The 15322-nt window shown below is 57.8% G+C and carries 10 protein-coding genes; 6 read left to right on the forward strand and 4 right to left on the reverse strand.

Annotated features, from left to right (window positions below; translation table 11 throughout):
- The first annotated feature begins 226 nt into the window (after positions 1-226).
- Genes coaE through uvrB form a run of 3 tightly spaced genes read left to right on the forward strand, consistent with a single transcriptional unit; the run spans position 227 to position 3734 of the window.
- On the forward strand, positions 227-868 hold the full coding sequence (gene coaE / locus LK493_RS08060) for a dephospho-CoA kinase (RefSeq protein WP_055286973.1): 642 nt from the start codon (positions 227-229) through the stop codon (positions 866-868).
- Positions 861-1442, forward strand: a complete 582-nt coding sequence (locus tag LK493_RS08065) for a lytic transglycosylase domain-containing protein (protein WP_227790684.1) — start codon at positions 861-863, stop codon at positions 1440-1442. The genes coaE and LK493_RS08065 overlap by 8 nt, the downstream gene beginning before the upstream one ends.
- Positions 1443-1493: 51 nt before the next feature.
- A complete protein-coding gene (gene uvrB / locus LK493_RS08070) occupies positions 1494-3734 on the forward strand; it encodes an excinuclease ABC subunit UvrB (protein ID WP_227790685.1) in 2241 nt (746 codons plus the stop codon).
- A gap of 68 nt (positions 3735-3802) precedes the next feature.
- Here uvrB and LK493_RS08075 read toward each other — a convergent pair whose 3' ends face one another.
- The 4 genes from LK493_RS08075 to LK493_RS08090 form a co-directional block, all read right to left on the reverse strand.
- The gene (locus tag LK493_RS08075) at positions 3803-5443 is read right to left on the reverse strand and encodes an NAD(P)/FAD-dependent oxidoreductase (protein WP_227790686.1); all 1641 of its coding nucleotides are present in this window, start codon (positions 5441-5443) and stop codon (positions 3803-3805) included.
- Positions 5444-5523: 80 nt separating this feature from the next.
- Complete coding sequence (locus tag LK493_RS08080) at positions 5524-6795, reverse strand: NAD(P)/FAD-dependent oxidoreductase (RefSeq protein ID WP_227790687.1); 1272 nt, start codon at positions 6793-6795, stop codon at positions 5524-5526.
- Positions 6796-7626: an Mrp/NBP35 family ATP-binding protein gene (locus tag LK493_RS08085; protein ID WP_117743842.1), complete on the reverse strand. Its 831-nt coding sequence runs from the start codon at positions 7624-7626 to the stop codon at positions 6796-6798.
- A gap of 145 nt (positions 7627-7771) precedes the next feature.
- On the reverse strand, positions 7772-9925 hold the full coding sequence (locus LK493_RS08090) for an LTA synthase family protein (protein WP_227790688.1): 2154 nt from the start codon (positions 9923-9925) through the stop codon (positions 7772-7774).
- Positions 9926-10118: 193 nt separating this feature from the next.
- On the opposite strand from LK493_RS08090, the gene uvrA reads away from it, so the two are divergent.
- From uvrA to murJ, 3 genes are all read left to right on the forward strand, one after another.
- Positions 10119-12998 carry an excinuclease ABC subunit UvrA gene (uvrA, locus tag LK493_RS08095; RefSeq protein WP_161116048.1) on the forward strand — a complete coding sequence of 960 codons (2880 nt, stop codon included), beginning with the start codon at positions 10119-10121 and terminating at the stop codon, positions 12996-12998.
- 132 nt (positions 12999-13130) lie between these two features.
- The gene (gene ybaK, locus LK493_RS08100; RefSeq protein ID WP_006236166.1) at positions 13131-13631 is read left to right on the forward strand and encodes a Cys-tRNA(Pro) deacylase; all 501 of its coding nucleotides are present in this window, start codon (positions 13131-13133) and stop codon (positions 13629-13631) included.
- A gap of 105 nt (positions 13632-13736) precedes the next feature.
- Positions 13737-15317 (forward strand): murein biosynthesis integral membrane protein MurJ, encoded by a 1581-nt coding sequence (murJ, locus tag LK493_RS08105; RefSeq protein WP_117794699.1) that lies wholly within the window; start codon positions 13737-13739, stop codon positions 15315-15317.
- Positions 15318-15322: the final 5 nt, after the last annotated feature.

The following is a 15322-nucleotide window of genomic DNA, read 5'->3' on the forward strand; positions in this document are numbered from 1 at the left end:
GGGTCAGCCCGTGGGAGGCCAGGGCGCCGCTGACCGGTGGACGGCACCGAGCCGTACGCTTGGACTGAGAAGGGGGAGGCCTCGCGGCCTCCCCCTTTTTTCGTTGTATACACGTTGTGCTTTGGGACCTACCTCCCCCGTATGCGCTCTTACTCTTTGGCTGTATTTTGAGTCCTTCTAGTGTATTTGAGCGATAATTACTCGCATTGGCGTTAGGGAGGGCTTGATGTTTACCGTATTTGTCTTGGGCAATATTGCTTCGGGTAAGTCGACGGCCTGCCGCTATTTCGAATCTCGTGGCGCTATGCTTATCGATCTGGATGAGCTTGCAAAATCTCTGTATGTGCCGGGCTCTGATATCGTCAATACTCTCGCGGATGAATTCGGTTGGGACATTTTGGATGAGGAAGGCGGCATTCGCCGCAGCATCCTCGCTTCTCGAGCTTTCGCTTCTCCTGATTCGGTCGCACGGCTCAATGGCATCGTGCATCCCGTTCTGATTGAACAGCTTTCGCTTAGGATTCTCGATCCGGTTTGTTGTACGGTTTCATCTCCCCGTTATCCCTTTGCGGTGGTCGAGGTTTCTGCTCCGACTGGTTTTGAGGATGCATTTGGCTTGGCTGATGAAATTCTGGTCATCAGCGCCCCTTTGTCAGTTCGTCGCGAGCGCGCTATTCAACGTGGCATGGAGCCATCCGATTTCGATGCTCGTTCTGCTTGCCAGCCCGATGAGTCTGCGCTGTGCAATCTCGCTACAACGGTGATTGATAATGCCGCAGGCGATAATTCGCTCTTTGAGCAGCTTGACTCATGGCTTGCATGCCACGGGTTTATAGATACTCCGGATAAGGAGGAGGCCGATGCCTAAGGCACGTTTCTTTACGTGGTATCGCGTGGCGCCACTTGCCGTTGTGTTCGTCTTCGGCCTTATTTCGCTCGTCTACTCGTGTGCCCCTGCCGCTTTCTTTAAGCCGCTGTATCCGATTGACTACGAGGCGTATGTAAAGCAATCCAGTATTTCGCATAATCTGGATCCGTATCTGGTGTGCGCTGTCATTAAGTCGGAATCGAATTGGGATCCCGAGGCCGAGTCGAATCAGGGTGCTCAGGGATTGATGCAGCTGATGCCCGAGACTGCCCAGGATATGATTGCCAAGGGCCTTGTCGACGGAGGGGAGTATTCGGCCGACAATCTTAACGATCCGGCTACGAATATCGAGTTTGGCTGCGCATACCTCTCGTATCTTCTCGCCTATTTCAACGGGTCGACGGATAGTGCCATCGCCGCCTATAACGTCGGCATGGGCAATGTCGACGGATGGGCGCAGCAGGGTACGTCGCTTCATAATGCAATTACCTTTCCCGAGACGCAGGCGTATCTGATTCGTGTCAATAATGCCTGGGCTCGCTACAAGACCCTCTATCCCGATCGGTTCGTATAGGACTATGCCTGCCGCCTGCGTATACTGCAGATATATGAGTTAGGAGTATCCATGGCGGAATTTGAAGTAGAACGCGTTGGTGGTGAACTTAAGCGCTTTGGCGTTGAAGGCTCTGACGTGCCGTTTAAGGTCGTTTCTCCCTATGAGCCTGCCGGTTCCCAGCCTAAAGCCATTGAGTCGCTTGTGCAGGGCGTGAGGGACGGAGACCGCTATCAGGTTTTGCTGGGCGTGACTGGTTCGGGCAAGACCTTCACGATGGCAAAGACTATTGAGGCCCTGGGAAAGCCGACGCTGGTCATGGCTCCGAATAAAACGCTCGCTGCTCAGCTTGCGAGCGAGCTCAAAGAGTTCTTTCCCAATAACGCTGTGGTCTACTTTGTCTCGTATTACGACTACTATCAGCCCGAGGCGTATGTGCCGCAAAGCGATACATATATCGAGAAAGACTCCTCGATTAACGAAGAGGTCGAGATGCTGCGCCATCAGGCGACCGCGTCACTGCTCTCTCGACGTGATGTGATCGTTGTCGCATCGGTCTCGTGTATCTATGGCATTGGCTCTCCTGAGGACTATGCGGGTCTGGCTCCAAACGTCGACAAGAAGGTGCCGCTCGAGCGCGATGACTTTATCCATGCACTTATCGACATTCAATATGATCGCAATGACTATGACCTGGCACGTGGCACGTTCCGCGTGCGCGGCGATGTTGTTGACGTGTATCCGCCTTATGCCGAGCATCCGTTGCGGTTTGAGTTCTTTGGCGACGAGGTCGAGCTGATTGCCGAGATCGATGAGGTCACCGGTGAGATGCTTCGTGAGTACGAGGCCATTCCCGTATGGCCGGCATCGCACTACGTGACCGAGAAGCCGAAGGTCAAGGCGGCTCTGAAGTCGATCAGCGAAGAATGCGAGAAGCGCGTGGCGGAGCTCAAGGCGACCGACAAGTTGCTCGAGGCGCAGCGTCTGCAGCAGCGTACCGATTATGATCTTGAGATGCTCGAGACGATGGGCTTTTGCAACGGCATCGAGAACTACTCGCGTCATCTGGACGGTCGCAAGCCGGGTGAGCCGCCGTTTACCCTAATCGATTACTTTCCCAAGGATATGCTCTGCATCATCGATGAGAGCCATGTGACGGTGCCGCAGATTCGCGGCATGCACGAAGGTGACCGCTCGCGTAAGGTGACGCTGGTGGAACACGGTTTTCGCCTGCCCTCGGCGCTCGATAACCGCCCGCTTCGTTTCGATGAGTTTGAGGCAAGGATCCCCCAGTTTATCTATGTTTCGGCCACGCCGGGCGACTACGAGCTGCGGGTGAGCCAAAACGACGTGGAGCAGATTATTCGTCCGACCGGCCTGCTCGACCCCAAGATTGACGTGCGTCCAGTTCGCGGTCAGATTGACGATCTTGAGGACGAGATTCGCGAGCGCGTTGCCCGCAAGGAGCGCGTGCTGGTGACCACGTTGACCAAACGCATGGCCGAGGACCTGACCGACCATCTACTTGATGCGGGCATTAAGGTCAATTACATGCACTCTGATACGGCGACAATGGACCGTGTCGAGATCCTGCGAACGCTGCGCGAGGGCAAGATCGATGTTCTCGTTGGCATCAACCTGCTCCGCGAGGGCTTGGATCTTCCCGAGGTCTCACTGGTGGCAATTCTCGATGCCGATAAGGAAGGCTTCTTGCGCAACCGCCGTTCGCTGATTCAGACGATTGGCCGTGCGGCCCGTAACGCCGATGGCGAAGTCATCATGTATGCAGACGTTGTGACCGATTCGATGAAAGAGGCCATCGAGGAGACGCAGCGCCGTCGCGAGATTCAGATGGCATATAACGAAGAACATGGCATTGTGCCCAAGACAGTGCGCAAGGCCATCAACGACATCTCAAGTTTTATTGCCGAGGCCGAAAAAACTGTGGGCTCCAAGGGACGCTCGAAGGGCGACTCTCTTGGCCATGGCGCATTCTATACGCCCGATGAGTCGGGCGAGGGCGGTGTGCCGGAAACGGTGGCGCCCGAGCAGACACTTGCGGAGCAGTTGGAAGAACTGCCGCATGACGAGCTTGTGCGGATCGTCGAAACCATGGAAGAGGATATGCGTAACGCTTCTGCCGCTATGGACTTTGAGGAGGCGGCGCGCCTGCGCGATGTTGTCGTTCAGATTCGGGCGATGCTCGAGGGTGCGTCTGAGGACGAGACGATCGAGCGCTTACGCTCGCAGGCCCGCAAGGGTTCCACGTTCGCATCGGGCAGAAAACGCCAGGGTGCACGGTTTAAGAAATAGCCGCGAACAGGCCCCGAGTTCCCTGTGGAGCTCGGGGCCTATGTCTTTTGCGCGCTGGAATTTGTGCGTTAGAGGTCTGCGATCAGGGCTTCAGCACAACGGATGCCGTCGGTGGCCGCGCTCATGATGCCGCCGGCATATCCAGCTCCCTCACCACAAGGGTAGAGGCCCGGGGTCGACACGGCATGGCACGTTCGGTCTCGGGTGACAGTGACCGGTGAGCTCGAACGAGTCTCCACGCCGGTAAGAACGGCATCGGGACGGTCGTAGCCTCGTAGCTTTTTTCCGAGTAGGGGAAGTCCCAGGCGGAGCGACTCGACGATATGCTGCGGTAGGGCTTCGTCAATTGCCGTCCAGGTCACACCGAGCGGATAGGTGGGCTTTACCTTTCCGGGCGCCTTGCTGGCGCGTCCTGCGAGGAAATCTCCGACGAGTTGTGCCGGTGCGTTCCAGTTGGAACCGCCCAGGCGATAGGCGGCCGCCTCGCAGGCACGCTGGAGCTCGATGCCGGCGAGCGGGTCATCGTTGGGAAGGTCCTCAGGCGTGACGTTAACGAGCAGGGCGGCATTTGCGTTGCGTCCGTCGCGGGCATTGAGACTGGCCCCGTTGACGCACAGATGGCACGGTTCTGAAGAGGCGGCAACAACCTGTCCGCCGGGGCACATGCAAAACGAGAACACGCTGCGGCCGTTGGGAAGATGGGCGACGAGCTTGTAGGGGGCTGCCCCGAGCGCTGGATGTCCCGCCGAGGCTCCATATTGGGCTCTGTCGATGTCGCGTTGCGGATGCTCGATGCGAACGCCCATGGCAAAGGTCTTTTGTGCGAGGGCCACGTTGTGGTCCTTAAGGAGCTCAAAAATATCGCGAGCAGAATGCCCGCAGGCGAGGATGAGGTGCTTTGTCTCGATTGACTCGTAAGCGGCGTCTTGGGACGATTGGACATCAATGCCGGTGATGGCGCCAGACACGTCGATGCGAATGTCGACGAGCTTCGTTCGATAACGGACGACACCTCCGAGCTGCTCGATGCGCTGGGATATAGCGGTGACAACCGTGGGAAGGATGTCGGAGCCAATGTGCGGCTTGGCATCCCACAGAATATCGCGGGGCGCACCCGCCTCGACGAAGGTTTCGAGGATAAGGCGATGGGCGGGATTTTTTGTTCCCGTATTGAGCTTGCCGTCCGAGAAGGTCCCCGCGCCGCCCAGACCAAACTGAATATTGCTCTCGGGGTCGAGGATGCGCTCCTTTAGAAAGAGGTCGATCGCCTGCGAGCGGCGAAATGCCGGGTCGCCGCGCTCGATAAGCAAGGGCTTAAGACCTGCTTCGGCGAGCGTGAGCGCAGCGAAAAGGCCGGCGCATCCGGCGCCGACAACGACAGGGCGTTCTTGAGGTGCGTCGGAGACGGGGGAGGGGAATGAAGGCTCATCGTCTTCTATCGCGCGTACGCGCGAGCGGTCACGCTCGGCAACGCTGTCGACCGCTTCTTGCTCGAGGTGGGGACTAGTCAGCTCAACACGAAAGCTCAGGATAAAATGGACGTCTCGTTTTTTGCGAGCGTCGATTGACTTGCGGTGGAGCTCGATGGACTTGATCTCGGAGTCCTTGCAACGTAGGACGCGCTTGGCGACTCGCTTGCCAACAATGAGACAGGCATTTTCATCGCCGGCTTCATCGAGCGACGCGTTGACTTGGGTGATTTCGATCATCGAGGTCTCCTTAGAGGCAAGAAAGAGGCCGTCCGGTATTCCAGACGGCCCGAATGCGTTTTTGATTATAGACTGAGCGGCTACAGGCTGCTTGCAGCGCGAATGCCCGAGAGCCAGGCCCACGCAAGGTTAAAGCCTCCGCAATCGGCGTCGATGTCGAGCGCTTCGCCGCAGACGTAAAGCGGGGCGTCGACAACGCTGCACGCGCGTAGACTGGGTGTTGAGATGCTCTCGACAGATACGCCACCACGCGTGACCTGCGCCGAGCGCTCCTCGGCTGTTCCCTCGACGAGCAACTTAAAGTGCTTGAGGACCGAGACCAGGTGGATGACATCGTTGGAGCCTGGATGGCACTGCTCGAACGCCGTGCAGACGACGCGGGAGAGTTGCGGGGCGAGCATGCCGTCGAGCCAACGGGGATCGCGGGGCGAAAAGCCGCCGAGCAGCTCAACGCGTCGGTTGAGCATATCGAGCAGCTTGTCTTTGGAGAGGTCGGGGAAAACGTCGAGCAGGATCGTATCGCCGCGCTGGATACGACGGGAGAGGTTGAAGACAGCGACGCCCGAGATGCCGAAGGCTCGAAACAGGACTTCACCGTCTTCGTGCCAGAGCTCATTATGATTGCGGGTGAGCGTCAAGCGGGCGCGGACGCGCAGGCCATCCAACGTCTTGAGTGCCGTCCGATCGCCGACGACCGTTGCCGATACGGGGCAGAGGATGGGGCGCAGCGAAGTGAGGGGGAGGCGAAACGTATCGGCGATACCGGTGGGGTTGCCGCCCGTGGCGATAATTACGGCATGTGCCTGCAGGGCCTCGTTCTTGCGAGGGACATCGGCGAGCGCTTTCCGAAGCGAGCGGAGCTCCGATTTTCGGTCGTCGTGCTTTTTTGCCTTGAGCACCCGCGCTGGACGGTCTATTTGGAGTGCCCAGCCTTCGGAAGCTTTGTGCGCCGAGGCAACGTTGGCTCCGCAGATTAAGGTGATACCTAGGCGGTCGCAAACGTTGAGAAGCGCGTCGCGCACCGATTCAGCGCGAAGGGAGCGCGGGTACAGCCGGCCTTCCTCGGAGGTTGTCATGATACCCAGCGAGGAGAAGAAACCCATAAGCTCTTGTTCGGGCTGGGGGCCCATGACGGATTCGACGAATGCGGGGTGGTTATACCGCTGAGGATCAATCGATTCGTTGGAGAGGTTGCAGCGGCCGTTACCGGTCGCAAGGAGCTTAAGGCCACAGGCGACATCGCGCTCAACGATGCAGACGCTTTTGCCAGCGCGTGCGGCCGTAATGGCAGCGGCGAGGCCTGAAGCCCCGCCGCCGATTACCAGGATGTCATAGAAGGCGCTCGCGTTCACTTAGGCCTCGTCGGTCTCGTGCGGGGTAATGGCCTCGACGGCAGAGACTGCCTTGGGCAACATGTCATCGGGCAGCGCGGTCTCGACCTCGCCCTTATCGCAGGCCTCGGCGAGTGCCGGATTAATGGGAAGCTGGCCCAAGATGTCGAGGTTATAGCGATCTGCGACCTCGGGGAGCTTGCTCTTGCCAAAGACCTCAATCTTCTTGCCGCAGTCGGGGCACTCAATATAGCTCATGTTCTCGACAATGCCCAGAATGGGGACGTTCATCTTCTCGGCCATGTTGACCGCCTTGGCGACGATCATCGAGACCAGATCCTGCGGGCTCGTGACGATGACGATGCCGTCGACGGGCAGCGACTGGAAGACGGTGAGCGCGACGTCGCCTGTTCCCGGAGGCATGTCGACCAGCAGGTAGTCGATGGGGCCCCACGAGGTCTCGCTCCAGAACTGCCTAATGGCGCCTGCGATGACCGGACCGCGCCAAAGGACGGGGTCGGTCTCGTTTTGGAGCAGCAGGTTGGAGCTCATGACCTTGACGCCGTGCTCGGAGATTTCGGGCAGCATAAGGTTGCCAAGGGCATGGACGTGGCGTCCGCTCATACCGAACATCTTGGGGATGGAGGGACCGGTGATGTCGGCATCGAGGACGCCGACCTTGTGGCCGTGACGGGCAAGCTCGGTGGCGATGGCACCGGTGACAAACGACTTGCCGACACCGCCCTTGCCGGAAAGCACGGCGATGACGCGTTTGACCTCGGACAGCGTGTTCTCCTCAAATTGCGACGGCGACGTTTGTCCGCCGGCGGCCTGTGCGTGCTCGCAACCCATGTATGACTCCTTTGTATATGTTGGGGCCGGGGCCCCGTGATGTGACACGAGCGTCATTGTACCCTCGTTTGCGAGCGGGAGTCATTTGCGATGCATTTGGGCCGAGCGTGCTTGCAATACGATGGGTCCAAGCGAATGGGCGGGCTTACTGAACTTTGCTGGCAAACTCGAGGTATTGCATGCGCTGCAGCTTGTCGATCGTCGAGGCGTATGGGCTGTCTTCAGATTCCAAGTCGTAGCGCAGCCCGTCGGCACCAAGGTAGCCGGCGACATTGATGGTGGGCACATCTGACCTTGTTGCAAGCAGGGCCTTTTGATAGTCGGTGAGCGGGGCGCCGATCTTATTAAGGGTAATGGCTGCAATCTCGTTTGCCCCGACGGTGTCGTAGACGTTGAGCTCGGTATTGCCGGCGATTTCATAGTTAGCCCAGACGAAATAGGTCGACTGATAGATACGGAAAGCGTGGCTTGCCGTATCTTCCTGAGGGTACAGCTCATCGTTGAGAGTCGTTGCGGCGCTCGGCTGATGGTCGCCAAAAAAGACAAGGACAACCGGTCTGCTGATATTGCGGAGCTCGTTGATAAAATACTCGAGGTCCCGGTCGGACGCGTTGATGCAGGTAAGATAGGTGTTGAGCGCGCTATTGGCGCCCTCGCTGGCTCCCTCGACCCAATAGTTTGTCAGCTCTTCGGCGGGAACGGTGCCATAGTCGTAGCCGCCGTGATTTTGCATCGTGACGTCAAAGATGAACTGCGGCGCTTCGTCGGTTCTAAGCAGGTCGAGTATCTTGTCGTAGGTGGCGTAGTCGCATACGCCGGCATGGTAACAGGGCGCACCTTCGAAATCGCCGATTGAAAGAAAGTCTCCAAAGCCCAGCTGCTGATAGATCTTATCTCGATGGTAGTTGACGGGGTTTTGCGGGTGCATAGCGGTAGCGGTATACCCAAGCTCTTTAAGGTCCTTTGCCAGGCTGTTGACGCCATTCATCTGATACAGCTGATAGGGGATCTTGCCTAATCCGACAAAGGCCGTTGTCGCTCCGGTCAAAAATTCGAATTCGGAGTTTGCCGTTCCGCCACCGGTGACCGAAGCGAGCATGGTGCCGCGAACAAGTGTGTCGGGAAGCGAGTTGTAGAATGCGGGGCCGGTGTACCCGGCCGCCTGGAGCTGCTCAAAGCACGAAAGGTCGCTAAAACTCTCGTTCATGACGGCAACAATCGTCGGCTTGATTTCATTGAACTGGGCAACGGCAGCCGCGCGCTGCTCGCTCGAGCCATACGTGCTGTCGTAGGCGGCGGCGAGCTCCTGCTCGATGCTCTGCGCCTCATCGGGCGTATAGCCTTCGGGCTTCTCAATGGGCAACTCGTTGGCCATTTCGGTGAACGAAGTGATAAAACCCTGAGACGTATATGTGGTGATGGGCTGCCAACGGTCAAATCCAAAATCCAGCGCCTGCTCCAAGTCGATGCTGGAAAAGCCCGAGAGCTCCACAACGGTCACTAGCAGAAAAGCGCAGAGGTTAGCGGCGATTGCGGGGAAGACATGGGTGGGCGTACGGAGCTTTCGCGGTCGGATAAGCGAAAGAAGCCCCAGGGAAATCTCCAGCAGGGCGAGAGAGGTTACGATTCCGGCGGTAAAGGTAAACTCGTATCCCTCGCTCACTTCCATTGCGGTGCCGAGGGCCAAGATATCGCTTGGCAGGATGGCTTCGCCTTTAAACGTTATGACGAAGTGCTCGGCAATGCCAAGGATGCAACAGGCGACGGGCACGAGGGCCATGACGCCTCCATGACGCTGTCCCAGCAAATAAAGGGAGAGCAGAACCGTCGCGAGCAGCCCGACGGAAAACCCGAATGAGTTGGCGGGAATGCGATAGAACGTTTCGTTACAGGCAATTTCGAGTGAAACGAACGAGAGCGCTGAAACAGCGGCGATGACAAGGATGTCACGGCAAATACAGGCAACCGTTCCCGTCGCAAGATCGGTTTGGTCGATAAGTCCCGAAACCAAGGGCTCGACAAGAAGTATGACGGCGGCAGCACCGAGCGCCGAATAAGAAAGGACCCATAGGGAATTGTCCTCATTTACGAGCAATTGATTCGTAATCCATGCAGCTACCATGCCGAGCGGGATGAGGAGCGTCGCGCACCAAAAGACGCGGGCAATGGGCGGCTTTTCATTGTGTTTGATTGAAAAATACACGCGCACGACGACGGTGGCCACGATAAGGACGGCGATGAATATGGGCAGATTGGCCATGTCGCTCGAAGTGATTTCAAGGGGGATATCTTCGGTCATGGACGTTCCTCTGTTACAGCAAATTAAGTTCAGTAGTAGATTACTGTAACCTTTCCACGGCATTTCGAGAAACAAAGCATCCGATACGCAAAGCTAAAGGTCTGCGAATCTTGTATTACGAACATCTGTGCGCGTCGAGTGCGCTAAACTCATCGACAGTATGATTCGATGCAATAGGAGGCAAGGAGCTTCCATGTCTGATTCTTCTATCGTTATTCGCGGCGCTCGTGAGCACAACCTCCGTGATATCGATGTTTCCATTCCGCGTGACCAACTCGTGGTCATTACCGGTCTTTCTGGCTCGGGCAAGAGTTCGCTGGCATTTGACACTATCTATGCCGAGGGCCAGCGTCGATACGTCGAGAGCCTTTCGAGCTATGCGCGCCAGTTCTTGGGCCAGATGGACAAACCCGACTTGGATTCAATCGACGGCCTTTCGCCGGCGGTGTCGATCGACCAAAAGACGACGTCTAAAAACCCTCGCTCGACGGTTGGCACCGTAACCGAGATTTATGACTATCTGCGCCTGCTGTTCGCCCGTGTGGGCACCCCGCACTGTCCCGAATGCGGCCGCGTCATTGAGCGTCAGACGACCGACCAGGTTGCCGACAAGGTCTTGGCGGCGGGGGAGGGCCGCCGCGCGTTTGTGCTGGCACCGGTGGTGCGCGGGCGAAAAGGCGAGTACACCAAACTGTTTGAGGACCTTCGCGCCGAGGGCTTTAGCCGCGTGCGTGTCGACGGTGAAGTGCGCTCGCTCGACGATCCGATCGATCTGGACAAGAAGTTCAAGCACGATATCGAGGTCGTAGTCGATCGCATCGTGATCCGTGAGAACTCTCTGGGCCGTATCGCCGAGTCTGTTGAGCAGGCGACCGCGCTGGCTCACGGCAATGTAAACGTGTACATGCTGCCCGATCGTGATGCTCCCGAGGGGACCGAGGGCGAGCTGCTGGAGTATTCGTTGGCCTTGGCGTGCCCGGAGCATGGTCACTCCATTGACGATCTTCAGCCGCGTGATTTTTCGTTCAACGCTCCCTATGGCGCATGTCCTGAGTGCGACGGCCTGGGCTTTAAGAAAACCGTTGATGCCGAGGCGTTGATCGAGGACCCCTCGAAGTCCATTGCCGACGGAGTCTTTGGTAGCCTGTTTGGCAACTCGAACTACTATCCGCAGATTTTTGCTGCGGTCTGCAAACACTTTAAGGTGAGCACCGATACGCCGTGGGAGGACTTGCCCCCTCGCGTGCGTCGTGCATTCTTGGATGGCCTGGGCGATACGAAGATCTCGGTCGACTACCAAAAGCTCGACGGACGTCGCAGCCAGTGGGATACCAAGTTTTCGGGCGTTCGCAACATCCTGTACGAACGCTATACCGAGACGACGAACGAGAACACCAAGGCGCGCCTGGAGAAGTACATTCGCGAGGAGCCGTGCTCGAGCTGCCACGGCGCTCGTTTGCGCCCTGAGATGCTCGCCGTCACCGTGGGCGGCAAGTCCATTTACGAGGTTTGTTGCCTGTCGTGCCGTGAATCGCTCGAGTTTTTTGAGGGCCTGGAACTCACCGAGCGCCAACAGTTTATCGGCGGCCGTATCGTCAAGGAAATCCTGGAGCGCTTGCGTTTTCTGGTCGATGTTGGACTCGACTATCTGACGCTCGATCGTGCCTCGGCGACGCTTTCCGGTGGCGAGGCGCAGCGTATTCGCCTGGCAACGCAGATCGGCGCGGGTCTCATGGGCGTGCTCTATATTCTGGACGAGCCCTCGATCGGTCTTCATCAGCGTGACAACGAGCGCTTGATCAAGACGCTCGAGCGCCTGCGCGATATCGGCAATACCGTTATCGTCGTCGAACACGACGAGGATACAATCCGTGCCGCCGATTACGTGATCGACATGGGGCCCGGCGCCGGCGTCAACGGCGGACACGTAGTCGCGGCGGGAACGCCTGCCGATATCATGGCGTGTCCTGAGTCGATGACGGGCGCTTATCTGACCGGCAAACGAATGATCCGGGTGCCTGATGAACGGCGCAAGCCCGGTCGCGGCTGCCTTAAAATTACGGGCGCTCGAGCCAACAACCTCAAAAACGTTACTGCCAAAATCGAGTTTGGTACGCTTACGGTTGTTACCGGCGTGTCGGGATCGGGCAAGAGCTCCCTGGTTACCGATACCATTGCGCCTGCCCTTACGAATGCCATTCACCGTTCGACGCGCCCTGTGGGTCCATATAAGAAAATCGAGGGCATCGAGTGTATCGATAAGGTTATCGATATCGACCAGTCGCCGATTGGCCGCACGCCGCGTTCCAACCCTGCTACCTATATCGGCCTGTGGGATGATCTTCGCGCGCTGTTTGCGAGTACGCCGGAGTCGAAGGCGCGCGGCTACTCGCCGGGTCGTTTCTCCTTTAATGTGAGTGGCGGGCGCTGTGAGGCGTGCAAGGGCGACGGGCAGATCAAGATCGAGATGCACTTCCTTCCTGATATCTACGTTCCCTGCGAAGTTTGCGGCGGTAAACGCTACAACCGCGAGACACTCGAGGTCACCTACCGTGGCAAGACCATCTCGGACGTGCTCGACATGAGCGTCACCGAGGCGCTGGCCTTCTTTGGGAATATCCCGCAGATTAAGCGCAAGCTCCAGACGCTGTACGATGTAGGCTTGGGCTACGTGAGCCTGGGCCAGCCCGCCACGACGCTTTCGGGCGGCGAGGCGCAGCGTGTGAAACTCGCCAAGGAGCTTCATCGACGCCAGACGGGCAAGACGTTCTATATTTTGGACGAGCCGACGACCGGCCTTCATTTTGAGGACGTCCGCCAGCTGCTCGATGTGCTGCAGCGCTTGGTCGATGCGGGCAACACGGTGCTGGTGATTGAACACAACCTTGATGTCATCAAGGTTGCCGACCGCCTGATCGATATGGGTCCCGAGGGCGGTAACGGCGGCGGAACCGTCGTGGTTTCGGGCACACCGGAGCAGGTTGCGGACTGTCCGCAGAGTTATACGGGCAAGTTTTTGGCGCCGTTGCTCAGGCGTGACCGGGAGCGTCAGGCTCAACTTGATGCTCAATAAATAGGCGATTCAGTTTATGGGCGCCATCGACTCCTTGTGATTCGATGGCGCTTGCTGTGCCGAAGTGACGTATGCAGCCGAATTGGACATATACTTAATCCTTGCGTCCGAATGCGAGGGAAAGGATATGTCATGGCAAAGGCTGTAAAGACGCCAAAAACCAATGCGATGCGCGAGCTGGAAAGCGCCGGCATTTCCTATGTTCTACATACGTACGAAGACGATGGTGATGAGTCGGTGGGCCTGGGTGTCGCGATTTCGGAGCAGCTTGGCGAGGAGCCCGGTCAAGGATTTAAGACTTTGGTCTGCGTGACACCGTCCAACGACTATGTCGTGTGCTGTATCCCTGTTGCCGACGAGCTCGATCTAAAGTCCGCCGCGCGTGCCGCGGGGGAGAAGTCCTTGGCCATGATGCATGTGAAGGATTTGCTTGCGGCGACTGGCTACGTTCGCGGCGGCTGCAGCCCGGTCGGTATGAAAAAACGCTACCGGACGCTCATTGATGAGACATGTGTCCTTTGGGATACCATTTTTATTTCGGGAGGCAAGCGTGGTTATCAGCTCGAGCTTGCACCCGATGATTTAATTGCATTTTGCGGGGCGACGGTTGCCGCGATTACGAGAGAGGACTGAGCGATGCCGCAGGAAGAATTGAAGCGCGGAGCTCATTTTGCAAAAGAATCTGCGCCTCAGACACCCTCATCCGAAGCTTCTTCGTCGCGAGATGACACTGACGACATGGGCTCGTCGGACTACTCCACGGTTGGTCGTTCCGCCGGGCTTATGACCATCCTGACCATTGTGTCTCGCGTCACCGGTTTTATCCGCACGTGGGCAATGGCGGCCGCTATCGGCATGTCGCTACTTTCGTCCTCCTATCAGGTCGCCAACAACCTGCCCAATATGCTCTACGAACTCGTGATGGGCGGCATGCTCGTGACGGCGTTTTTGCCCGTGTACATGGGCGTGAGGCGTGAGCAGGGTCGCGAGGCCTCGAACGAGTACGTGGGCAACCTGCTCGGCATTCTGCTTTTGGTGCTGGGTGGCATTTCGTTGCTGGGGACCGTGTTCGCCCCGGGCTTTATCTGGACGCAATCGTTCCTTTCGGGTGACGGCGGCAGCATGGATACCGCTGCGTTCATGTTCCGTTTCTTTGCCATCCAGATTCTGTTTTATGGTTTGGGCTCGGTGTTCTCGGGCGTTCTCAACGCACACCGCGACTACTTCTGGTCGACGTTTGCCCCGGTCCTCAACAATGTGATCGTCATTGCGAGCTTTATGGGTTTTGCGCCCGTGTCCGCACAGTTTGGCGAACGTGCCGGCATCATCTTGATTGCGGCCGGTACGACCCTCGGTGTCTTTGTTCAGATGGCATGTCAGATTCCCGCGCTTAGCAAGCACGGCGTGCATCCCCATATCCATATCGACTTTAAGGACCCCGCGCTGCGCCAGACGATTGCGCTCGGTATCCCGACGCTGCTCGCCACGGTGTGCATGTTTGTCTCGACTTCTATCACCAACGCTGCCGCGCTGGTGGTCCAGCCCGAGACTGGTCCTTCCGTCATCGCCTATGCGCGCCTGTGGTACACGCTGCCCTACGCGCTGATTGCCGCCTCGCTTTCGACGGCGCTCTATACCGAGCTCTCTCACGACGCACAGGAGAAGGATTACGACAGCGTACGCACGGGCATTTCGCGTGGCGTCGCCCAGATGCTGTTCTTCCTGATTCCGTTCGCACTGTACCTGATTGTCTTCGCACGTCCGCTCAACATGATCTACTGTGCTGGCAAGTTCGATGAATCCGGAGTGGCGCTGGTGTCCGAGTACCTTGTCTACCTGGCGCTCTCGCTGCCGCTCTACGGCGTGGTCGTGTTGATGCAGAAGAGCTTCTCTGCCTTGCTCGACATGAAGCCCTATAGCCGCTATTGCCTGTATTCTGCCATCGGCCAGGCCGGCTCGGTTCTGCTGTTTGGCGTTGTGCTGGGCTTCGGTATGCCGGCAATCGCGCTTTCGTATGTTGTCGACTACGTGATCTTGGTCGGCTGTTCGCTGTGGTGGCTGCGTCGTCGCCTGCGTGGCCTTCAGGTCAAATCTATCCTGCATGGCGGTTTCTTTGGCCTTTTGCTCGGTGGCCTAGGTGCTGCCGCAGGCGCCGGCGTCATGTGGGTGCTTGAACACTTTGTCGGGGCACTTGGCGGCTCGATTCTGATTACTCTTGGCTACGTTTGCGTTGCGGGTGTCGTCTCGCTTGCTGTTACCTTTGGCCTTGCCGTCGTCCTTAAGATGCCTGAGGTCTCGGCGCTGCTTCGTCGCAAGTAGGTGCG

It is taken from the genome of Collinsella aerofaciens (assembly GCF_020709435.1).
GTDB lineage: Bacteria > Actinomycetota > Coriobacteriia > Coriobacteriales > Coriobacteriaceae > Collinsella > Collinsella aerofaciens_AU.